The sequence below is a fragment of the Schaedlerella sp. genome, assembly GCF_056796775.1.
Window position 1 is genome coordinate 20,939 of record NZ_JBQIKP010000024.1, and the last position, 22,182, is coordinate 43,120.

Genomic DNA, 22,182 nt, shown 5'->3' on the forward strand with positions numbered 1-22,182 from the left:
CAGTCTCCGCTTTTCTTTTTTTATCTTTTTCAGGCAAGTCTCTCATTCTCCTGCCAGCGGCACAGTATCCCATTCATTCAGTCCCAACGCCTGCCTGTCTTTCGCCTGCTGCAGTGTAAGGACGGGAAGCTCCTCCGACAGATACTCCATCAACTCGTCAATCCCCTCTCTGGTCACGTTATTGATCAGAAAGATCCGTTCACACCCTGCATTAACCAGCCATTGCCTGACCATCGGAATATTGGCATAGGGCGAATCCACCTTCGTAATAATCCCTATGAGCGGACGCAGGATAAACGAACGGCCTCCAGGCCCGAACAGATTGTACGGCTCATCTGCCGCCTGAACCATCGCCACCACATCGGCCTCAAAGGAAAAGCAGGCAAGTCCTACGCTGAAGCACTTCGACTCCGCGTATTCCCCCGGAGAATCGATCGCGTCCTCGCTGGTATTGGTGTATTGTGTTTTTACATAATGAAGCTCTTCGCCCTTTAATGCCTGTGTCAGAGAGGTTTTTCCCGCTTCGCTCCTGCCCATCAAAAAAAGTTTTTTCATATTGACTTCCTGTTCCTGTCATCTTAATTTTTATGGACTTCGCAGATCCGAAAGCCCAGTTCTTCACCGAAAAATCTGACCACCTCTTCCACCGCGGTCTGAACCTGTGACAAACCTCCGGTGAGTATCAGAGAACCGCAGAAGCGATCCATAAATCCAACCTGCACATCCGCGCTTTTTACCGCTATATCCGCTGCAGCCACCACCGCTTCCCATGGGGTGAAACGAATCAGGCCGATGGATTCACCGGTATGGTCTTCCCCTTCATGGACGCCGATATGCAGGGCCAGATTCTGATAGATACATGTCTCGGACGGGCTGAGCACATGTGCCAGACAAACCTCCTTGCCCGGAACCCGCACACGCGTCATGCGCAGCCGCTTTCCCTTTAGATGTTCATAATCGTTATGGAACAGCTTTTCCAGCAGTTCCTCCTTTGTAATTCGAGCCATCGCGTCACTTCCTGTCCCGTAGCTGCCTTGTAGTTCACAGATACGCCCTTGATCCTGTTCTCAGTCATCAGAGACTTTTTTTGCCTCTGTCTTATCTCTTCGTAATGCCGCAGACTACATACCCCAGGGAATCCCGGAAATAGTCCACGATCTCCGTCATTGCGGAAAACACCTCCGAGATATCGCCTGTAATGATCAGCGTCCCGGTAAAACGGTCTGCGAAGCCGAGATAGACATTCCCGCTTTTCACCGCAATATCCGACGCAATGACTGCCGATTCCGGCGGTGTCATGTTCATAATCCCAATCGCAGATGAGCGGTAGTCCACCTGCGGATTTAATCCCAGTTTCTGATATATGATCGGAGCCGGGCTTCCCATCACATGGGCAAAGGTGATTTCCTTGCCGGCTACGGTTTCCTGCACGATCCTGATCTGTTCCTCATGAGTACTTGCCATTGATTTGTTCCTCGCTTTCAGAAATGAACTTTTTCTGTCGTATCCGTTGATTTTTCAGATACTTATCCTATTAAAAATGATACTCTCAGAGCAAAAATATGTCAAGCATAAGAGCGGGAAATCCAGGATAAACTTATAAAGCCTTGATCATATCAGATATCTGTTTAGGAAACATTTTTATAATTTTTTCAATATTTCCTTTTGTGATATAATTCGGATTGAGCTTTCTCTTACTATAAGCATATATTGTATTCTTTGTTAAATCTTCTAGCAAATGAGTAAAAAATCTTTCCCACGAGCTGTATTCCCCGCTTTCGATAAATTCTCCAGGCGCCTGCATAATTTCCCCCAATCCTTCTGCCTGTACAATCCCTGATTGTAAAATTAAGTATTCAAATGACTCTGGAGTCCAAACGTGGCTTCCCTGACATAATTCCAATGCATGTATTACACTTTGCATGTCAGCGCCAAATGCCGCACCGTCTATAATTGCAAATATCCGCTTTTGCCTATTGGCAAGAATGTACTTTGCGATATTCGATTTTCCTCCTGCGGAAACGCATCTCACTTTTTCCTCCCTGTAGATTGTTTCATACATTTCATAACCGGCATTGGAGTCTTCTGTCAGAACAACAGACGGTTCGATTCTCTCTGCCATACCCATCTCCGGATATACCTGATGCATGGAATTATACACCTGCCTGGTATTCTGATAATAACCGCTGTTCTTAAGGTAATAAATCTCATTCACACTATACGGCAGCATATTCAGCCCGTCTCTTGCAATAAACACAAAATAACAATTTGAATCTAACACAGTCTCTGCAAATACCTTCGAATACAAAAATCGTTCCTGTTCATCTACAAATACAACTGCATCCGCCAGTGCTTTCAACCGTATCACTGCACTCTCTGTATCTCCTGATAAGACAGCACATTTTTTGTCACATATCACTTCTGTTCCAGGTCCTGTCCTTCCGGATAAATAATCGCTTACAATCTGAACCAGAGTGGTCTTCCCTGTAGCGCTGTCTCCCTGAATCACCGTAATATTCCTGCGCAGATTTAACTCATAACGCAGCTTTTTGGTGGAGACAATCACTTTGATATTACCCTTCAAAAATCTCCACCTCCTGAAATTCTTTTAGAAAATCAACGTAGCTATGAACCACTTTCCCACTGTTTTTGATACAGATTTCAAAAGGCTCTTCAAACTCCATCTCATATCCGAGCCTGATGGTAATATCCTGTATTTTCCCAATCTCTAATATCCATTTTGCACAATTATTCCCGCAGGAAGAGGCGTTCACTATTAAAGACGGCTCTTTGTACATGATAATAAGGGCTTTCACACCGCCTGACAGTCTTTCCGGAGCGATCACCCCAAGAACTGGACTGTCAATTGCATGCGCAGATATTACCGATGAACTGTCTACGTCCAAAACCATTTTCTTCACCAGTTCATCCTCAAACCATTCTTCCTCATAGTTATATTTAAAATAGGTGTCCGGGCTAAACACATAATTCCTGTTTTCGATGTCCCTTGTGCCTCTGTTGAAAATGATGTTCAGCATAATTTCTGCCCTCCGAAAGTCATAACTCTCATAACCAACCGCATGATAAATACCTTCCCAGCATCTGTTTCACCTTCTCCAAAATCTCCTGCGCAGCGGCTTCACAGTACCTTTTCCCCAGCCCAGCCACTGTTCCCACTGCCAGGATTTCCCTGATTCCCGGAGAAGCCCCTTCTCCGTCCACGGTTGTGGTATGCTCACCATAATATGTCGTACTGTAAGTCAGATCGTATGCCGGACTCAGCCTCCAGCAATCTTTCTCTTCATCATAAAGAAACGAAAAATTTTTCGAATGGTCATCCCGGTTGTGGGCAAACACATTAAAACACATCCTGCGGAACATATTCTGCATATCTTCCTGGTTATTTCTTGTTAAAATTTTTGTCAGCTTCATCAGACTGTGATAATCCAGATCCAGGCCGCTCCCCTCCTCTGCCACCTGTATTTCCGGCTGATAGGTCAATACCCCCATTCCGGAACTCCCGACGATTGCCAGCCGATCCAGTATATCCATCTGATCCGCATTGATCCCCTTTTTCTTTAAAAGCCTGTTCAATAGAATATTTCCCCACGCATCCGGCAGGCTGTCCGCAAATACGCCGAACAGGCCGTGAAAATAGTCTTTTTGAGGGATGAATACCTGTTTTTTCAGAGGAAGGGAAAACGGACTGATGGAAAAACCGTCCTTCAGCCATTCGTCTGCATACTCGAATGCCGCCTTTTTCTCCGGTGTAAGGGCCAGTGTACCTGCCAGCCTGCCTTGATACAGCACCTTAAGATATCTATCTGCCTTCACGAATAACCTCCTCTATATTCCGATATGGAATCTGTGTAAACATATTTCGGATCTCATCCCCGCAGTCAAGCGCAACCGCAAGCTTTGTCAGGGAAAGCAGGGAAATCTTTCCTGTCGTTTCAAAACGCTTGATTGATCCAAAACTGACTCCGCTCATCTGGCTCAGCTTTTCCTGTGAAACTAAACGACGCTTCCGAATCCTTCGTATTCTCTGCGCCAGGAGCAGATCCATCTCTTCCGGCGTCTCCCATACATATTCTGCCGCCACCTTGCTACACCTCTCCTTTGCATATACAATTTCTTTTCAGTATAGATAATATATGATCTATTTTATGCATTTTTCCATAAAAACAGCTCATATATTATCTATTTTTATTATACACTTTTCCAATATTTTATTCAATGGCCCAGGCAAAATTCTTTTGTATAAGGTGTTTCCATCAAATCCAATGCAGCATTCTTTTGAATCATTTGTGAGTTTGCAAAAAGCCTGATATAATAAAGAAAAACAAATCACGAAAGAAGGAGCCGCCTGTGAAAATAAAAGAAGTAGAAAATCAAACTGGAATCACCAGTCATAATATTCGTTTTTATGAAAAAGAGCATCTGATCTTTCCGCAAAGAAATCCCATGAATGGTTACCGTGAATACACCGATGCTGATGTAAAGCTGCTAAATCGAATAAAACTGCTGAGAATACTGGACATTTCTGTTTCAGAGATTCGTGAATGTATACAAGGCAGAAAAAATTTATCAGATGTTCTGAGAATACATATGGATGACCTCAAAACCGAGGAGCAAAGAATCAGACAAAATCAACTCTTATGTGAACAGCTTGCCGATCTGGAATTAGATATAAACGAAGTGCCGGACAACCTGTTAAAACAAATATTTCATAATAAAGAGGCTTACTGCAGACAATTAGAGCAGCTAAAAAAGCAGGATCGCATAAAGAGTCTTATTTTTCTTTCCAGGCAGTCAATCTGCATTTTAGGATGGCTGTTTGTCATGATCCTGTGTTTGTATTTTTATTTCGAGCTTTTTACTGCTTATATGACTTTGCCGTTTCAGTTGATTGCACTTTCAATGATAACCGTTGTGTTCGTCTGCATGATCCGAACGATATATTACAATGAAAAGGCATAGTTCTTTAGATTATACAGAAAATCTTTCTTTTTTCTTGACCTTAAACCTTGTCTAAGGTGTAAGATCAAACAAAAAAGGGAGGAGTTACAATGCATGTTAAGGTAGAGAATATCAATTTTTCTTATACAGAATTGCCTGTCCTGCAAAATGTAAGTTTTCAAATTCAAAGTGGTACAATAACAGGTCTGATTGGTTCCAATGGTTCCGGCAAAACGACCATGCTGAAAATAATGTTCAAAAAATTAACACCATCCAGCGGAAATATTTTGGTAAACCAAAGCCCTGTATCCACTTTGTCAAATATGAATCATCCGTTTGCATTTGTGCCGGATACACCTGTATATTATGAAGAGCTTACCGTTTTGGAACATTTGCAGTTTGTAAAAGCGCTGTATCCGCAAAATCCTCTTTCCATTCAAGGTCTGATCAAACAATTAGAGTTACAGAAGCATCTGCACAAAATCCCCTGCGCCCTGTCAAAGGGGAATCTGCAAAAACTTATGATTGCACTTGCGTTGCTGCGTCAATATGAAATATTTTTGGCAGACGAACCCTTCACAGGGCTTGATCCCCGACAACTCCATATATTTAAGCAGATTCTGCAGAAATTAACGCATCAGCATAAAGCCATACTCATTTCAACTCACTTGCTGGATCTGGCAGAAGCCATCTGCGACAGATTTGTTTTTCTCCACAACGGGCAGGTTCTTGCGGAGGGCAGTAAAGAAGAAATCACTGCGCAGTACCATGTGAGCGATGCAGTTTCATTAGAAGAACTTTACCTGCACCTGACAGATCGCTGTACATCCGATACAGTCAAACCGTGATTCTGATAAAATGAAGGAGGCATGAAGCATGTATATCTATAAAATGTTGTGTCTGAACAGGCTGCGGGAGTGTAAAAGAATGATAAGCAATCTTTTATTCCCCTCTCTATTTTTCGTTTTCTTCACCGCTTACATCTTGTTCCTCTTTACTGCTTTCGCTGTTCCTGCAATCGGAGACATAGAGGGCTTCCGGCCTCAGATCTATGACGGCCTGATTTCCGCTCTGGCAGTATATTCTTTTTGCTGCTGTTTTTTCAGGGTTAAGCCTCTTATTATTGTAAAGCCCGCTTCTATTTCCCTGTTTTGTGAAAAAAGGCTGAAAAAACTGATCGGAATAAAATTTATCGGAATCGCGTGCAGGCAGTTTTTACAGGCCCTGTTCCTTGCATTGTGTATAAATGGGGTAAATTGGAACCGTGATTTTGCATACACCCTGTTTTCTGTTTTATATTTATTAAATTCCGTAGGATTGCTCCGATGGAAAATCTATCATAAAAACAGAAAAACCTTATTTGATTTTGGTATCTTGCTTTTATTATATTTATCTGTTTTTTTCGTCTGGATACATCCCTTCTTGTCCGGTATTGCTTTTTTACTGTGGTGTTTCATGCTGTACCGCTATTTGCTCACACTTCATCTAAATATGGAAAAGTACGAAGATGAAATGCAGTTTATTGAAAAAATACATACTGCACAAAACAATCATAATACGGTTTTATTAAATCAATACGCAAAAGAAAAAAAGCTCCGCAATCTTCCTGTTCGAAAAAATGCACCGAAACTGCTGGCCAGATTTCCCCTGGTCTGGAAAGCAGGAACCTCCATTTACAGATTAAGCAGGGAATTTATTTTAACCGGATTGCTCTTCTTTACATTCAGTCTGACCATCTGCCGGGTTGAACTATTTTGGACGATCCCGATTTTGGATCAGGAATCGACACGTCAGCTTCTGCTGACCGGAAGTATCTTTGCGGTATTTCAACTGACTCTTCGAAGTATGCTGCTGCAGTTGGACAGCATTCTTGAAAAAGCACAGGACGGCCTGTTGATTCCATTATCAGAAAAGCAGATCGCAGTACAGTTTGCCGTGATTCCAATGATCGTAATTGCAGGGGAGGGGATGCTGCTGTCCTTGATTCTGCATACCGATATATTCCGAATTTTGACCGTATGCATCATCCTGGCTGCAGCAACTGTTCTGATTTTTTGGTTTGATATCATGCATAAGGAACTATTATCAAAAGGATATTTTATTTTGAGTACTATATTTTTCATCTCTTCTCTGATGATTTCTTTATAAGCCGGTCAAGCCAATTAATTCAAAAAATATGAAACCTTTTCCCCCTTTATTTTATCTTAATATGTGTAATGCTGCAGCAGCAAAGACGAAAGGAGCGGTATACATGAACCATTCGCTGATTGAGCAGGCCCAGAGCGGCGACGGTGAGGCGCTGATCACGCTGATCGAAAACAACAAGCAGGAAATGTTCCGTATTGCGTTCGGAATTTTAAAAAACGCCCCAGACGCGGCCGATGCCATCCAGGACACGGCGCTGACCTGCTATGAAAAAATAAGCACATTGAAAAATCCTTCCGTATTCAAAGCCTGGATGTTTAAGATCCTCATAAACCACTGCCGCAGAATCCTCAAAGAACGGCATAAACTGGCATCAATCCAGGAACTGCGGGAGCACGATGAGAACCCCGGCCCGGAAAAAGAGGTGACAGACAATATTGAATTTTCCAGGCTGATGGAGCAGATCGACGCAAAATACCGGCTCGTACTGCTTTTATACTATGCGGAGGAATTTAGCGTCAAAGAGATCGCCGAGCTCCTGGGTCTGAACGAAAATACAATCAAAACCAGGCTTTCCAGGGGCAGGGATCTGTACAGAAGGCTTTATTTACAAGAAATGACCTATTCCGAATCCAGGCAGGCAATGCCCCGCAGATAACAGGCAGAAAGTCCATTTTCTATGCAAATTGGTTACAAAAATTTGGAGGTGTAATTAATGAATTTAGAACAAAAAATGAAACAGGAGCTTTGCCGGGAGCTGGTCATTCCCGATGCGGTAGATGAAAAGCTGAACGAAGCATATCGGCAGATTTTAAGCCGCAGGCCCCAAAAGGAACGTACCGTGAAGCAAAATACAGAGCAAATAAGTGCAGAACAAACAAACACAGCGCATACACGGCAGGGAAAGCGGCGGATGGCAGCATGGGCCGCAGCAGCTGCGGCAGCCGTGATTACAATAAGTGCCGGCGGTCTGCTTTTCAGCCAGCCGGCACTTGCAAGGGATCTTCCGATTATAGGAAATCTCTTTAAAAAAATCCAGGAAACCAACATCCGTACAGATCCAAAGGACAAAACCGCATATGAAGAGATTGAAAAATATTCGAAAAAAGCAGAAGCTCCGCAAAGTGATACAGACGGAAGCTCCGCAAAATCTGGCAGTGATACAGACACTGGTTCCGCAAAATCCGGAGTCAATGCAAACGGCAGCAGTACGGAGCCTGGAACCATTGCCGATGACAGCGGTGTAGAGGTTATGATTTCCGATGTATACTTTGACGGCTATGACCTGTACTATACACTTTCCATACGGACAGAAGACGAAGAATTGAACAGCTCTGAGTTCCTTACTCCGCTAAACTTTATAGAGGGAGATCCGCTTCCCTTCTTTGCTCCGGCCTTCATAAACGGAACAGAGGTGACATCTGTATTCATGCAGCCTCGGAAAAGCGATGACGGCTCTTTTGTCCAGCTTGTACGCATTTCCATGGATTCCGCGGGCCTCACTTCCGCGGATAGCCTGGAAGTCAGACTGGATTTTAACGCAGTCGGAGGCACAAGGCTGGAAGATATCGGCACCTATAAAGGGGCGTACCATGAGGCGATGGGGCATAAGACCATACGCGGAAACTGGAAGCTGGCCTTTCGTACATCCGCAGACCCGTCCGGCAGCAGAAGCTTGAGCAGTCCGTCAAAGAACCAGGGCTTCACCGTCACAAAGGCCGCTGCCACCCCCAGCAGTCTCCACCTTACAATCCTTGTCCCCTTCGGACGGGACACCCATGCGCTGGTTCCTCAGATTTTTGATTCCGCCGGCGCAAAGGTTGAATGGGAGCATATTTCTTACGCATCCGATGAGACAACCGGACAGCCCCTTTTGGAGATCACTGCAAATGCAGCGGAAGCTTCTCAATTTGTGGTAAAAATCGTGGATAAGACTGCCGGCACTGATGATGCGCCCCAAGTGATCGCGGAAATTCCGTTTGAACTGCAGTAATGTTTTTTCACGGGACTGACGGTCCATACCGTTTTTTCCCTGATTCCCAAGGAAAAGGGAATCCCTTGTACTTTATGCCTTTCTCAAAGTCCTGAAATACAAGGGGATTCTCTCTTTCCTCCGGATATCCGGCCGTTTCACACGGTTCACTTTATACTAAGTCCTTCCCGTCAAATATCTTTTTCGAAATTTCAAAAGAAATGATCCAAACTGCCAATCCGGCAGCAAACAATATCATAGCTGAAGTCCCCGTATTGGAATGGCGCAAATACCCGAAGCTTTCAAACAGCCGCATCTGTTTCATTACATCTACAGCAAAAGGATACAGATAAAACAAAAAGCATAAGTATCTTGTTTTTTCATAGCCAAGTTTGTACTGTATTGGCAGGAAAATTCCCATCCCAATCGCCTGAGAGAGAAAAACAAACGCCGCAGATTGAGCAAAGGATTCCACCCTGAGTTCCGGAATGAATTTCATTTCAGCGAACGACACAATACAGCAGAACAGATAGATTATAATGTATAAGATGTATTTTGCCGCAACCACCCTATTCCTCATATATGGGGTAGATGAAAGCAGAGCGGTCGCTTTCGGATATTGATTTTCCTTTCCCGAAACCGCCAGGTTAAAGGTTAGTGAGACAATCAAAGTCGCCATCAAAAGTCCTGTCATTCCGCCCATTTGCGGCTGCCTGTTTGCGATTATCAGAGGGATTCCGACTGCAATTGCAATTTCTGCCAAAGCATATCCTTTTATAATCATGATGTCTTTTTTTACCAATGTCATTATCATTTTGATTCACGCTCCTTTGAATCTGATTGTTGTATACCACACCCAACCTGCACAGATGCATCATTGCCTGTCTGCGAAAAATATGCCGGCTGTGCGGTTGGACAGGCGCCGTTTCCATGTCATTTACTTAAACGATTCTTTACGCTACTTTATATATGCAAGCATAATATTCTCTATTGCAGCTCTTTCGATCAGAACCTCCGGATATGCTGCTTTGATTTTTTCAGCTTTGTCCGTAATGCCGGTAAAACCATAATTACTTTTGTCAAAACTCAGCATGAAGGGCTGTATACCCGGCAGCAGTTTTACATCGCCTTTAACGATTCTGAATTTCTCCAGCAGCGCATCTTTGTTCTCTTCAAATAAAATAGTTCCTGCATGTATCATGATCAGCATATCCGCGGATTGATCTAAATCTGTCGTGTTGTGCGTGGAAGAAAAGACAGCCCTGCTTCCCGCCTCCATATATGTTTTCAAAATGCGGATAAACTGCTTCCGCATAAAGGGATCGAGTCCGCTTGTCGGCTCATCCATAATCAGCAGCTCTGCGTTGTGCGACAGAGCAAGTGCAAGAGCGTATTTCATTTTCATGCCTTTTGACAGCATTCCTATGATATGTTCCTTCTGCAGCGAAAACATATCTAAATACTCTTGATACGCACGCTGATTCCACTCAGAATATGAGGGCGCAATCAATGAGGTCATCTCCTGAATCGTCAGCTCATCATAAAAGCTGCTGCTGTCAAAAACAACACCGATTTTATCCTTGAACAGTCTTTCGTCTGCAGAAATATCTTTTCCGCGAAATGTGATCGTTCCTGCCTCTCTGCGGACCAGATTCAGCAGAGAATAAATGGTTGTGCTTTTTCCCGCGCCGTTTGCACCTATAAAGCCTGTGATACAGTCCTCCTGAATTGTAAAACTGATATCGTTCAGTTCAAAATTGCCGTAACTCTTTCTCAATCCGGAAACCTCTAAAATTGATGCCATGTAGTCATACCTCCTCATAAAGAATATCCATCATTGCATTCAGTTCTTCCTTAGTGATATCCAGTGCTTTTGCGGTCTGTATCATGTCCTGCATTTTCTGCTCTACAAGGCGGCGTCTGGAATCTCTGAGCAGTTCAATATTACTTGCAGATACAAAGGTCCCGATACCAACCTGGCTTATCACAAACCCTTCTTGTTCCAGTTCTTCATAGACCCGTCTTATCGTCAGGACACTGACTTTCAAATCATTGGCAAATGCACGGATCGAGGGAAGCGGATCATTTTCAACCAACTCTTCTTTCAGGATAGCATCCTTAATCTGGTCTTTGATCTGTTGATACAATGGGATGTCAGAAGTGTTCGAGATTAATATTTTCAATGGTCCTGTCTCCTCTTTTAATGTGATGCATCTATATACACACTATACACTATATACACTTATATGTCAATAGAATTTTCTATACATAAAAGCCGCAGACCTCTTTCATCAGAAATCTGCGGCTTTCAATACTATATTCTTGCTGTTCTAATTCCACACAGTCATTTAAAAGTTTGCTCACACCATAGGGATGTAAATATTTCGGACATATTTTAAAAGCTGCAGCCGCATCTGCTCACATACGAAGCAGACACGATTGCAGCTAAGCTTCACCACAATGCTTCATAAATTTTCATAATATCCGCCTTGCTCGGCACCCGCGGGTTGGTGGCGGTACAGCCGTCGGCCAGCGCGGCATCTGCCATACGGTCGATGGCGGCAAAATATTCTTCTTTGGATATCTTCTCCATCTGGGAGATGGACAGCGGGATATCCATTTCTTTCATCATGAACTGCACCCAGTTCACCAGGGAGCGCACGGTCATGATTTTATTATAGCTGCTCAGGCCCAGAATCTGCGCCACGGTGGAGTAACGCTTTACCGCAGGCAGATAGTCCGTCTGGCTTTTGCTGTGCTTATTGATATCACTGTTAAACTCAATGATATGCGGAAGCAGCATGGCATTGGCCCGCCCGTGGGGGATATGGAAGGCAGCGCCCAGTTGGTGCGCCATCCCGTGGTTCAGCCCCAATGATGCGGAGTTAAATGCCAGACCTGCCAGGCAGGAAGCCGAGTGCATCTTCTGTCTGGCGTGGGTATCGCTGCCGTCTAAGTATGCCCGAAGCAGGAACACGCCGCAGATCTCGATGGATTTTTCCGCCAGAGCCGTGGAAAAATCGTTCCGGTTCGTACTCACGCAGGCTTCCAGCGCATGGGTAAATACATCCATTCCCGTATCTGCCGTCACCGCAGGCGGCACGCTTTTCACCAGCTCCGCGTCCAGAATCGCCTCATCCGGCGTCATATCCCGGGATACCAGCGGATACTTTCTCTGTTCTTTCGGATCTGAAACCACCGCAAAGGAAGTCACTTCCGAGCCCGTCCCGCTGGTCGTTGGGATTGCGATCAGCCCAACCTCCCCATAGCGGTCAACCCGCAGCGCAAATTCCCGGATAGACTTGGAGGAGTCAATGGCAGAGCCGCCGCCCACCGCCACAATCACGTCGGGCCTGTATTCCAGCATTTTTTTCACGCCTTCGGAAATCTTTTCGATGGGCGGATCCGGAACCACATCCTGGAAAATCTCAAATTCCTTGCGGCCCTTTTTCAGAGGATCGGTTACCAGATTGATCATACTGCTCTGAGCCATGAACGGATCCGTGATGACCAGCACCCGCTGGTAGGGAATTTCCGAGAGCCGGTCCAGCGCCTGATCGCCGAAATATATTTTTGTCTTTATATCAAAACTTTTCATTTGACCGAATCATCCTGTCGCATTATTTACTCCGGATAGATGCATTCTGTCCCTGCAGCCTCCATCGCCTGCAGCCACTGCTCGTCGGGCTTTTCGTCTGTGACAACGGATGTGATCTCACCCAGCCCGGCAATGGTATTGAATGCCACCTTTCCAAATTTACTGCCGTCCACCACCAGGATTTTTTCTCTGGCGGATTCCAGCATGGTTCTTTTGTTGTCCGCATGAAGCTCATCGGAATCCGTGATCCCTGCCTGCAGGTCGATCCCCTTGCAGGAGATCACTGCCTTGTCCACATGGTACGACCTCAGCATCCGATCCGTCTGGGGGCCTACCAGGGCGAATGACCCTTCCCTGGACACGCCTCCGGTGGAAAGGATCTTCCAGTCCGGCACATCCAGCAGTTCTATGATGATCTCCACGGAATTGGTGATCACCGTCAGATTCTTTTTATCCTTCAATGCTTTCACGACATAGACAGCGGTGGAGCTGGCGTCCAGCATGATGCTGTCGCCGTCCTTCACCATCTTGTTAAACAGTCCGGCGATGCGCTGCTTGCCGATCACGTTATGGTTCTTCCGGACCTTAAAAGGCAGATCAATATTGGTGTTTTCATTGATCACCGCACCGCCGTAGCTCTTAATCGCATATCCGTCATTGACAAGCTTCTCCAGGTCACGCCGTATCGTCTCCTCCGATACCTTGTAGAACTGGCTCAATTCACTCACTACCACGCGGCGTTCTGCCTGTAGCTTTTCCAGTATCTCATTCCGTCTCTCAATCGCAAGCATCGTACCGCCTCCCAACTGTTTATAGTATCGCATTCCTGATCTGTGCGTCCGGATGTGCGATCACGGAGGAATCCAGGAACATCCCGTCCTTTGCAGTCACTGATTTTGCCCGTTCGATGGCTGCCTCTACGGCTGCCACCTCCCCGGTCAGCATCAGGTAGGATTTTCCGCACATTCCTCTTGCGATCCGAAGCTCCACAAGATCTACAATCGCTGTCTTAGCCGCTTCATCTGCTGCCACTATGATCGAAGTCGCATCGTATGTCTCCATGATTCCCAGGGCCGAAACCGCTTCTATCTCGGCTGCCCCGTAGATAGCCGGGAAAATAGATTCGTGCGGGTTTCCGAGTACAAAACTGTTGATCAGATGCATTCCATGCAATGTTTTTGCCGCTTCCACGGCTGCATTGACTGCGCTCAGATCTCCTGAAATGATGACGATATACTTTCCCGGACATACGGTCTGTGCTTCGATGATACTGACTTCAGAGGTCTTCACCATGGCGTCTGCCGCCACGACACCTGCTGAAACAGTCTTATATTCTACCATTCCAATTGCCTTACTCATTTCCCTGCACGTCCTTCCTGCGTCTCAATGATCACATATTTCTCACTTACTTCTTTTATCACACCGTCAATGGATGCATGGATACCCACGCTTAAGCCCTTGGCCGGTTCCGCGATCATCTGTCCCGCGGTGACGGTATCCCCCTGATTTACGATTGGGGAAGCCGGCGCGCCGATATGCTGGCTGAGCATGATCTTCACCCTGCGGACCGGTACCGCCGATTCATCCAGCGGTGCTTCCCTGTTGTACTTCGTCAGATCCAGTCTTGCCATGAGACGTTCCATCGGAACCTTGCGGTATTCCCGCTCTTCCCCTACCGGCTTGGGTACGACCTGCGGGGGCTTTAACCCATGGCTTCTTAAGCCTGCCTTATACTCTGCCATCAGCGTTCTCGGAGACAGTCCCTGGAAACAGGAATACATCTCACATAATCCGCAGGAACTGCAGAAAAACGTGTTGACAAAGATATCCGGCTTCTGCACATCCTTACAGGTCGCCGCACGCATGAACAGGTGGGGCTGGATCGGATGGCCCAGACGGTTTCGCGGACACAGATCCGTACACATGCTGCACTGGCAGCAGCATGCCGCCGCCCGTTTCAGGTCTATAGAAACTTTCTGCCGTTTCCTCTGGATGATATAGTGGGATTCCGGCAGCACCAGCACCGCATTGGTCGTCTTGGTCACCGGCTGGGAACCGCTTCCGATAAATCCCATCATCGGGCCGCCGATAAAATACACCGGGTTGGGTGTGGTCACTCCTCCGGCAAGGCGCACCGTCTCCTCAATGCTTGTACCAATCGGCACGCGCACGGTCATCGGATGCTCTACTTCCGCCACCACAGACACCAGCTTATCCATCACCGGGGTCTGCTGGTTCATGGCCCTGTATACATTGTAGACCGTCTCCACGTTGAACACGGCGACGCCGCATTCAATGGGAAGCCCGCCCGGCCTTACGACTTTTCCGGTCACCTCGTAGATCAGCACCACTTCGTCGCCGGCAGGATAGACTTCATCCAGGAGCCCTAACCGAACCTCCGGATAAGCGCCGATGACTGCATTGAGCGCCTCGATCGTCCTGGTATATGCTTTCTTGATTCCGATGATGACCTCTTTGGCCCCCACCGCCTCTCCGATCAGATGGAAGGTATCCACAATCTCCTGGGCATATTTTTCGAGTAATTGTCTATGTAATCTCAGTAGTGGTTCACATTCTGCGCAGTTCAGAATAATTGTTTCCGCATTCTCATTCAGCTTCGCATAGGTGGGAAAGCCCGCGCCGCCGGCGCCCACGATCCCGTTTTGCTGCATGAGCATGCTTAATTCTTTCATATCCATAATCTTTCACTACTCCAGTCCTGTTCCATCGTCAATAATTCCAACGATCGCCGCATCCACAGGGGCATCCGGCATGCCGCTTCCGATCCTGGCCGCGCTGCCCTGTGCCACCAGTACGTATTCTCCTACTCCGGCGCCGATCTTGTCAATGGCAATGAGCTGTTTTGCGCCGTTCTGCATATGCTCCAGAACATCTACGATCATGAATTTATTACCGACTAAATTTTCACTTTTCCGTGTTGAAACAACACTTCCTACTACTTTTCCGATTAGCATATGATCCTCACCGTGTCTCCTGTCGCAATTTTCGATGCATTTGCCTCGTCCGTATCAATATGCATCTCCAGTGTAAAGCTGTCGTCTACACGGATCTGCACATGGTTAAATACAGTACCGCGCTCATTGTCTGCTTTTACGGAAACAATATCGCCGTCATGTACTCCGGCTGCCATGGCATCCTTCGGCGCCATGTGGATATGTCTCTTCGCAATGATACATCCCTCGTTCAGATAGATCACGCCCTTCGGCCCCACAACCGCAACTGCCGCGGAGCCGGCGATATTGCCGGATTCCCGGATCGGCGCCTTCACACCGAGGCGGATGGCGTCTGTAGCGGATACCTCTACCTGGGATTTGCTTCTGACAGGTCCTAAGATCCGGACATTCTCAATGGCACGAAGCTTTAAGCCGACAATGGTCACTGTCTCGTTGGATGCGTACTGTCCGCCCATCAGCTCTTTTTTCTTCGTCAGCTGATAACCTTCCCCGAATAGAGCCTCCACATGCTCCTGAGTCAGATGGATGTGTCTTGCGGATACCCCGACTGGTACGAGGTAACCATTTTCCGCCGAAGCTTTCTGCTTTTCGATTGCTTCTAAGACCATTTTCGTAATTAATGCTACATTACTATTGTCCATATCAATTCTCCTCTTGGTGATGCAGGATTTATTGCTGTTCACACTTACGGTATCCGCAGCAGCAAATCCTGCATATCTTCTGAGGGACGCATCCTGACGGAATACCCCTCAGCTGGCATCGCTCGTACTTATTTGATTGCCGGAAGAATCTTCTCTACATCGCCGTGAGGTCTTGGGATCACGTGGGTCGCTACTAACTCACCGAGTCTTCCTGCCGCTTCCGCGCCGGACTCTACTGCTGATTTAACAGCACCTACGTCTCCGCGTACCATAACGGTTACAAGACCGGATCCGATCTTCTCTGTTCCTACCAGTACAACATTTGCTGCTTTGAGCATGGTATCTGCTGCTTCGATTGATGCTACCAGACCTCTAGTTTCCACCATTCCTAATGCTTCCTGTGACATTCTTTTTTCCTCCTTCTGGATTGTCTGCTCTACAATAACCTCTTCTGCCTGCCGCGCCGCCTGCTTCACTCTCTGAACTGTCTTGGCAGGCGCTTTGGCTGTTGTTTCTGCTTTCTTTGCGGACGCAGCTTTTGATCCTGCAGTTTTCTTTGCTCTGCCTTTTTTGGCCGCGCCTTCCGCTTTGGAAGAATCTACGTTCTTCTCCTCGCCTGTCGGCTTCTTCTCATCTGCCATGGTCACTGCCTCCTTAACTTACCCGGTTCGCGCTCTGGTTCACCATCTTGATGATCTCCTCGTGGGGACTTGCGATCACCGCGTATGCCGCCGGTTCTTTGATCCCGTTCGCGGCAGCGGTTTCGATCGCCTGTGTCACTGCGGACACATCCCCGCGGATGATGATGGTGACAAGACGCCCGCCCAGTTTTTTCTCCCATGTGACCAATTCCACCTGCGCCGTCTTGCACATCATATCAATGGCGACTACAGCTGCCGTCACACTCGGGATTTCAAAAAATCCATATGCCTGTCCCATGAGACTGCTCCTTTACTTATCAATCTGAGGGATTCTCCTGTTACGGCCCGCAGCCCTTTTTTTAATCCGGACCGCGGATCACAGCTTCTCTCAAATTAAACCGTAGGGAGAATCTTCTCTACGTCGTCATGCGGCCTCGGGATCACGTGTGTCGCAACCAGCTCTCCAAGTCTTGCCGCAGCGTCCGCTCCTGTCTCGACAGCCGCCTTCACAGCGCCTACGTCTCCGCGTACCAGAACAGTTACAAGACCGGATCCGATCTTCTCTGTTCCTACCAATGTAACCTCAGCCGCCTTTGTCATTGCGTCTGCTGCTTCGATTGCTGCTGTCAAACCTCTGGTTTCTACCATTCCTAATGCCTGCTGTGCCATTTTTATATCCTCCTAGACTTCTTTTAAATATTTTTTATTTGGTGTTCCTTTATCTAAGCCGCTCAGTTTGAGCATCTTCTCCGTATCCTCCGTGGGCCTTGCGATCTTGTATTCCGTTACGATTCCCGCAAGCTCTTTGGCCCTGGCGCTTGCCGCCTCTAACGCAGCCTGGACATCGGATACGCTTCCGCGAAATTTCACCATCACGATCAGCGGTACAGGTAATTCATCCGCATTCGCCGGTTTGTTTTTATCAAAGGTCTCCAGCCGGACATTGCCTGCCTTGCACCCGGCATCTGCCGCGGCGTAGGCGGTCGCCAGCCCGAATACCTCCAGCATTCCTACTGCTTCTCCCATAACCACTCTCCTTCGCAGGTAATTTCAAAGATCACGTCAATGTTCACGACGGCAGACCACAGAACCGTCCGCTGCCGTTCTGAATCATCACTACTGATTCACGATCGCGATCTTGAGGCCTTCCTGCTTCAGATTTGTTACATGTGCCTCGTTGATCTGCTCCAGCGGAAATTCATGTGTGATCAGGTCATCCATCGGAAGTCCGATCGCCTTCGCCCGTTTCAGGAAGTCAAATGTAGTCGCGTAATCTCTCAGGGTGTATACCCAAGAGCCGACCAGCGTGATCTCCTTGGAGCAAAGGTCAAAGTGCGGATTGATGGTCGCGTCTCCGCCGTTGATGAAGAATCCCAGCTCGCAGAGTCCGCCGCCGTTGCGGATGAACTTGTAGATATTCGCGTGAGCCACCGGAGATCCGGTACACTGGAACGCAAAATCCGCTTCGTATCCGCCGAATGCTTCCTTCACTGCGCCGCTGAGCGCTTCGATTCCCTTGTGGTTCATGAAGTTGACGGAATTGTCTGCTCCCATCCTCTTCGCGAAATCCAGCCTTTGCTGATTGCCGTCTACTGCCACAATATTTTCAATCCCCATGGTACGGAGGATCGCGATACAGATCAGTCCGATCGGTCCGCAGCCCTGAACCACAACCCTGCTGTTGAACCGCAGGATGCCGGTTGTCTTCGCCCTCTCAACCGCGTGGATCAGTACGGCGCAGGGTTCGATCAGGATACGGGACTTCAGATCCAGATCGCTGACATTGAATACGGTGGAACCCTTCCGGATCAATATGTAATCGGAAAACCATCCGTTCAGATGAATATCATCGTCCGGAAGCAGTCCATATACATCCGCGCCGCCCACATTCTGCTTGTTCAGGTCGAACATGGTAATATCCGGGTTATCCTTAAAGATCATACAGGTTACTACCTTGTCACCTACCTTCAATGGCTTTCCGGCACTGTCCGCCTTGACATCCTTACCCATCTTCACGATCTCGCCGGTGCCTTCATGTCCCAGCGCTACCGGAATCAGGCCGAACGGATCTCTCTTAAATTCATGAGCGTCTGTTCCGCAGACGCCGCAGCCTTCTACTTTTACAAGGATATCTCCGTCGCCGACCTCCGGCATCGGAAATTCCTTTACATCATAATGCTCCAGAGCCGTCAGCATCGCTACATGCGCGGTCTTCGGAATCGCCTGGCCTGCTGCCGGTGCAGCTGCCGGGGCCGAAACCGGCTGGCTCAACATGCTTTCCAGAACCTGCTTTACAACGGCTTCTACATTTGCAGAATTCATTTCCATTTTATATTGCCTCCTCAACTTACGACCAGCCTGCCTTTATACTGCCGCGGAACCAGTCTCATTTCCATGGCTGCCTGTTCCGCTGCAGGCTGATCTCCTGCTTTGCTTTTATCGAATACACAGGCTGTCGCACATTACGCAGCGTCTCCTCTTCGTAAATGCGCTTGCGCTTGTCAGTCCTTCTCCTGTCCGGCTGGCAATGGTAAAGGTACAGAAGCCCTCTCCGCCGAACCCGATCGCCGCATAGGACGGTCCGTTCTTTACAAGGATCGCTGTGTCGATCGCCTTTGCATATTTGGTGATATTGTCCACATTCTTGGAGTGGATGTGGGCAGAATGACGGTTGCCGTGCTCCAGCCATACGGCCTGCTCTACCGCATCGTCAAAATCCTTTGCCCTGACTACCCCCAGGATCGGCATCATCAGCTCCTCCGCGATCAGCGGATGCTCCTTCGGTCCTTCAAAGGTAATGCACCGGATATTGTCCGGTACGGTTACGCCGATCATGCCCAGCAGAGTCTTTGCGTCTCTTCCGACACATTTTCTGTTCAGGCGTCCGCCCTTTAATACCACCTCTGTCAGCGCATCCTGCTCTTCCTTGGAAGCCAGGTAGCAGCCCTGCTCGGTGATCATGTAATGCATCAGCTCATCCGCAATGGAATCCACCGCTACGATCTCCTTCTCCGCGATACAGGGAAGATTGTTGTCAAAGGTACATCCATTGACAATGTCCTCTGCCGCCTTGCGGATATCTGCTGTCTCATCCACCAGCGCAGGCGGGTTGCCTGCCCCTGCGCCGATACCTCTCTTGCCGGAGGACAGCACAGCCGTTACCACACCCGGGCCTCCGGTCGCGGCGATCAGCGGGATATCCTTGTGCTTCATCATAATGTTGCTGCTCTCCAGGGTCGGCTTCTCTACCGTACATGCAATATTGTCCGGGCCTCCGGCCTCCAGTGATGCTTCGTTTATCAGGTTGACGGCATAGATCGATGTTTTGATTGCTGCCGGATGGGGATTGAATACGACCGTATTGCCTCCTGCCAGCATACCGATTGTATTACACAGCACCGTCTCGCTTGGATTGGTACATGGAGTGATTGCGCCGATGACCCCGAAAGGTCCCATCTCGATCAGTGTCAGCCCTCTGTCTCCTGACCAGGCTGTTGTTTGAATATCTTCTGTTCCGGGTGTCTTCTCAGCTACAAGCTGATGCTTTAAGATCTTGTGTCCGACATTTCCCATGCCGGTCTCCTGTACTCCCATCCGCGCGAAGATCTCCGCATGCTCTTTGATCTTTCCGCGGATATTGGAAATAATCTTCTCTCTCTGGTCCATGGACATCCGGGCAACGATCTTCTGTGTTTTCTTGGCTGCCTCAATGGCAGTGTTCATATCCTGGAAAACACCGTGGTTGCCGGTCACGTCGGAAGCAATCTGCATCTTCGCCACCACTTCCTGCACAATGTCCTGAACCATCTGTTCATTTACAGACACGCTATTACCTCCTTAAATACTTCCCTGCCGTAGGCCGCAAGCTCGGTATCCTGCTCTGCGGTACCGCCGCTCACCCCCAGGGCTCCGATCATTTTCCCCTCTGCTTCCAGCACCTCTCCGCCTCCAAAGATGACGATCTTGCCGTCATTGGTAAACTGGATGCCGTACAAGGGCTGTCCCGGCTGGCTCAAATGGCTTAAAGCCTCCGTTGACATGTTCAGGCTTGCCGAGGTAAATGATTTATTTAACGCAATGTCAAAGCTTGCTATGTAGGCTCCGTCCATACTCTGGACCGACACGGGCCTTCCGGCCTGGTCTGCAACCGCCACCACCGCACGGACGCCCATCTCCGATGCCTTCGCCTTGACCTTCTCGATCAGGGCATTGGCTTTTTCCAGAGTCATCTTATGCTTTTTGCATGTGCAGACATGTCCGGCTCCATGTGCGAAACCCGTATTTTTCATTCTTTCCAGTACAGCCTGCACCACACCGGAAATCTCCTGTTCATTCATAGCAGTCCTCGTTTCTTTTCTGCCGGGCGCAGGCCCTTACGCCCCATACGCCCCGGCCCTCTGCGGTTTTTCTTACATTCCAAGCTGGCTCATGACCTTCTTGGTGATCTCTGCTACCAGGTCCGCGTCTGCCTTCGGAGCCGCTCCGCCGCTGCAGTTTCCACCGCATGTATGGCAGCTCGGCTTTCCAGCCTTTGCATTCGGGCATACGTTTGCAGGATGCTTTCCGGGAAGTCCGAACTGTCTTCTGATCTCATACAGCTTTTCCACCTGCTCTTTGTTCAGCTCCTGCGGTCCGCCGATCTGCATGGTCTGCCATAACAGACGCGCGTAGAACTCAACAGATTCCATCTTATGATATGCATTCAGCAGAGAATCGGAGTAGGTCAGCGCGCCGTGGTTCTCCAGCAATACAGCGTCAAAATACTGCAGATGCTCGGATACCGCGTCCGGAATCTCCATCGTGGAAGGTGTGCCGTACTTCGCGATCGGAACACATCCGAGAGCGATCACTGCTTCCGGCATGATCGGCTGTGTCAGCGGGATCCCTGCGATCGCAAATGTAGTTGCATACAGCGGATGCGCGTGTACTACGGAATTTACGTCCGGTCTCTCTTTGTAGACACGCATATGCATCTTGATCTCCGATGACGGTCTGAAGCCCTTATTTGCCTGAAGTACCCTGCCTTCCGCATCTACCTTGCAGATGTATTCCGGAGTCATGAAACCTTTGCTGACGCCGGTCGGTGTGCACAGAAATTCATTGTCATTGAGCTTTACGGAAAAGTTTCCGTCATTTGCCGCAACCATTCCGCGGTTGTAAACACGTTTGCCGATCTCACACATCTCTTTTTTGATTTCAAATTCGTTTTGCATCCTTTTTTCCTCCTTGGATTTATAATGATTCAGGTCCG

29 protein-coding genes are annotated in these 22,182 nt (G+C 48.0%); 5 read left to right on the forward strand and 24 right to left on the reverse strand.

All coding sequences use genetic code 11. From position 1 onward, the window contains the following. Window positions 1–42: 42 nt before the first annotated feature. The 7 genes from ACTOY7_RS11945 to ACTOY7_RS11975 all read right to left on the reverse strand — a co-directional run bounded on the left by ACTOY7_RS11945 (window position 43) and on the right by ACTOY7_RS11975 (window position 4,102). On the reverse strand, window positions 43–555 hold the full coding sequence (locus tag ACTOY7_RS11945; protein WP_482670643.1) for a EutP/PduV family microcompartment system protein: 513 nt from the start codon (window positions 553–555) through the stop codon (window positions 43–45). Between the two features lie 23 nt (window positions 556–578). Then, on the reverse strand, window positions 579–1,007 hold the full coding sequence (locus ACTOY7_RS11950; RefSeq protein WP_482670642.1) for a BMC domain-containing protein: 429 nt from the start codon (window positions 1,005–1,007) through the stop codon (window positions 579–581). Window positions 1,008–1,098: 91 nt separating this feature from the next. Continuing rightward, entirely contained in the window at window positions 1,099–1,464 is a 366-nt protein-coding gene (locus ACTOY7_RS11955) for a BMC domain-containing protein (protein ID WP_004073193.1), read from the reverse strand. 133 nt (window positions 1,465–1,597) lie between these two features. Continuing rightward, complete coding sequence (locus tag ACTOY7_RS11960; RefSeq protein WP_482670641.1) at window positions 1,598–2,584, reverse strand: P-loop NTPase family protein; 987 nt, start codon at window positions 2,582–2,584, stop codon at window positions 1,598–1,600. Further along, entirely contained in the window at window positions 2,574–3,038 is a 465-nt protein-coding gene (locus ACTOY7_RS11965) for a DUF4869 domain-containing protein (protein ID WP_482670640.1), read from the reverse strand. The genes ACTOY7_RS11960 and ACTOY7_RS11965 overlap by 11 nt, the downstream gene beginning before the upstream one ends. 28 nt (window positions 3,039–3,066) lie before the next feature. Continuing rightward, window positions 3,067–3,834 (reverse strand): type II toxin-antitoxin system HipA family toxin, encoded by a 768-nt coding sequence (locus ACTOY7_RS11970; protein WP_482670639.1) that lies wholly within the window; start codon window positions 3,832–3,834, stop codon window positions 3,067–3,069. Then, the gene (locus ACTOY7_RS11975; protein ID WP_004073198.1) at window positions 3,821–4,102 is read right to left on the reverse strand and encodes a helix-turn-helix domain-containing protein; all 282 of its coding nucleotides are present in this window, start codon (window positions 4,100–4,102) and stop codon (window positions 3,821–3,823) included. Before ACTOY7_RS11975 ends, ACTOY7_RS11970 begins: the two co-directional genes overlap by 14 nt. Window positions 4,103–4,368: 266 nt before the next feature. Here ACTOY7_RS11975 and ACTOY7_RS11980 point away from each other — a divergent pair, with 266 nt between their 5' ends. The 5 genes from ACTOY7_RS11980 to ACTOY7_RS12000 all read left to right on the forward strand — a co-directional run bounded on the left by ACTOY7_RS11980 (window position 4,369) and on the right by ACTOY7_RS12000 (window position 9,097). Further along, window positions 4,369–4,980 (forward strand): MerR family transcriptional regulator, encoded by a 612-nt coding sequence (locus tag ACTOY7_RS11980; protein ID WP_004073200.1) that lies wholly within the window; start codon window positions 4,369–4,371, stop codon window positions 4,978–4,980. An 89-nt stretch (window positions 4,981–5,069) separates the two neighbouring features. After that, complete coding sequence (locus ACTOY7_RS11985; protein WP_482670638.1) at window positions 5,070–5,807, forward strand: ABC transporter ATP-binding protein; 738 nt, start codon at window positions 5,070–5,072, stop codon at window positions 5,805–5,807. Between the two features lie 79 nt (window positions 5,808–5,886). Next, entirely contained in the window at window positions 5,887–7,107 is a 1,221-nt protein-coding gene (locus ACTOY7_RS11990; RefSeq protein ID WP_482672450.1) for a hypothetical protein, read from the forward strand. Window positions 7,108–7,210: 103 nt separating this feature from the next. Next, entirely contained in the window at window positions 7,211–7,762 is a 552-nt protein-coding gene (locus ACTOY7_RS11995; protein ID WP_004073206.1) for an RNA polymerase sigma factor, read from the forward strand. 57 nt (window positions 7,763–7,819) lie between these two features. Next, complete coding sequence (locus ACTOY7_RS12000) at window positions 7,820–9,097, forward strand: DUF4179 domain-containing protein (RefSeq protein ID WP_482670637.1); 1,278 nt, start codon at window positions 7,820–7,822, stop codon at window positions 9,095–9,097. A gap of 151 nt (window positions 9,098–9,248) precedes the next feature. On the opposite strand, the gene ACTOY7_RS12005 is transcribed toward ACTOY7_RS12000, so the two are convergent. From ACTOY7_RS12005 to ACTOY7_RS12085, 17 genes are all read right to left on the reverse strand, one after another. Beyond that, window positions 9,249–9,890: an ABC-2 transporter permease gene (locus tag ACTOY7_RS12005; protein ID WP_004073210.1), complete on the reverse strand. Its 642-nt coding sequence runs from the start codon at window positions 9,888–9,890 to the stop codon at window positions 9,249–9,251. Between the two features lie 144 nt (window positions 9,891–10,034). Next, window positions 10,035–10,880 (reverse strand): ABC transporter ATP-binding protein, encoded by an 846-nt coding sequence (locus tag ACTOY7_RS12010; protein WP_482670636.1) that lies wholly within the window; start codon window positions 10,878–10,880, stop codon window positions 10,035–10,037. Between the two features lie 4 nt (window positions 10,881–10,884). Next, window positions 10,885–11,259, reverse strand: a complete 375-nt coding sequence (locus tag ACTOY7_RS12015) for a GntR family transcriptional regulator (RefSeq protein ID WP_004073214.1) — start codon at window positions 11,257–11,259, stop codon at window positions 10,885–10,887. Between the two features lie 269 nt (window positions 11,260–11,528). Beyond that, a complete protein-coding gene (locus ACTOY7_RS12020) occupies window positions 11,529–12,674 on the reverse strand; it encodes a 1-propanol dehydrogenase PduQ (protein ID WP_305135575.1) in 1,146 nt (381 codons plus the stop codon). A gap of 26 nt (window positions 12,675–12,700) precedes the next feature. Next, the gene (locus tag ACTOY7_RS12025; RefSeq protein WP_004073217.1) at window positions 12,701–13,465 is read right to left on the reverse strand and encodes a DeoR/GlpR family DNA-binding transcription regulator; all 765 of its coding nucleotides are present in this window, start codon (window positions 13,463–13,465) and stop codon (window positions 12,701–12,703) included. A gap of 19 nt (window positions 13,466–13,484) precedes the next feature. Beyond that, window positions 13,485–14,033, reverse strand: a complete 549-nt coding sequence (locus ACTOY7_RS12030; RefSeq protein WP_125126024.1) for a BMC domain-containing protein — start codon at window positions 14,031–14,033, stop codon at window positions 13,485–13,487. Next, a complete protein-coding gene (locus ACTOY7_RS12035) occupies window positions 14,030–15,373 on the reverse strand; it encodes a 4Fe-4S dicluster domain-containing protein (RefSeq protein WP_482670635.1) in 1,344 nt (447 codons plus the stop codon). Before ACTOY7_RS12035 ends, ACTOY7_RS12030 begins: the two co-directional genes overlap by 4 nt. Before the next feature lie 9 nt (window positions 15,374–15,382). Beyond that, window positions 15,383–15,649: a EutN/CcmL family microcompartment protein gene (locus ACTOY7_RS12040; protein ID WP_004073222.1), complete on the reverse strand. Its 267-nt coding sequence runs from the start codon at window positions 15,647–15,649 to the stop codon at window positions 15,383–15,385. After that, window positions 15,643–16,290, reverse strand: a complete 648-nt coding sequence (locus ACTOY7_RS12045) for a phosphate propanoyltransferase (RefSeq protein ID WP_016296393.1) — start codon at window positions 16,288–16,290, stop codon at window positions 15,643–15,645. Before ACTOY7_RS12045 ends, ACTOY7_RS12040 begins: the two co-directional genes overlap by 7 nt. 128 nt (window positions 16,291–16,418) lie before the next feature. Beyond that, entirely contained in the window at window positions 16,419–16,697 is a 279-nt protein-coding gene (locus ACTOY7_RS12050; protein WP_044984887.1) for a BMC domain-containing protein, read from the reverse strand. 247 nt (window positions 16,698–16,944) lie between these two features. Next, complete coding sequence (locus ACTOY7_RS12055; protein WP_016296391.1) at window positions 16,945–17,229, reverse strand: BMC domain-containing protein; 285 nt, start codon at window positions 17,227–17,229, stop codon at window positions 16,945–16,947. 95 nt (window positions 17,230–17,324) lie between these two features. After that, on the reverse strand, window positions 17,325–17,600 hold the full coding sequence (locus tag ACTOY7_RS12060; protein ID WP_016296390.1) for a BMC domain-containing protein: 276 nt from the start codon (window positions 17,598–17,600) through the stop codon (window positions 17,325–17,327). A 12-nt stretch (window positions 17,601–17,612) separates the two neighbouring features. Then, window positions 17,613–17,957 (reverse strand): BMC domain-containing protein, encoded by a 345-nt coding sequence (locus ACTOY7_RS12065; RefSeq protein WP_016296389.1) that lies wholly within the window; start codon window positions 17,955–17,957, stop codon window positions 17,613–17,615. Window positions 17,958–18,047: 90 nt separating this feature from the next. Next, complete coding sequence (locus tag ACTOY7_RS12070; protein ID WP_300885860.1) at window positions 18,048–19,259, reverse strand: zinc-binding dehydrogenase; 1,212 nt, start codon at window positions 19,257–19,259, stop codon at window positions 18,048–18,050. 108 nt (window positions 19,260–19,367) lie between these two features. Further along, the gene (locus ACTOY7_RS12075; protein WP_016296387.1) at window positions 19,368–20,756 is read right to left on the reverse strand and encodes an aldehyde dehydrogenase family protein; all 1,389 of its coding nucleotides are present in this window, start codon (window positions 20,754–20,756) and stop codon (window positions 19,368–19,370) included. Continuing rightward, window positions 20,747–21,268, reverse strand: coding sequence for a GlcG/HbpS family heme-binding protein (locus ACTOY7_RS12080; RefSeq protein WP_394683472.1), 522 nt, complete (start codon window positions 21,266–21,268; stop codon window positions 20,747–20,749). Before ACTOY7_RS12080 ends, ACTOY7_RS12075 begins: the two co-directional genes overlap by 10 nt. Before the next feature lie 72 nt (window positions 21,269–21,340). Continuing rightward, window positions 21,341–22,144: a class II aldolase/adducin family protein gene (locus ACTOY7_RS12085; RefSeq protein WP_016296385.1), complete on the reverse strand. Its 804-nt coding sequence runs from the start codon at window positions 22,142–22,144 to the stop codon at window positions 21,341–21,343. Between the last annotated feature and the right edge of the window lie 38 nt (window positions 22,145–22,182).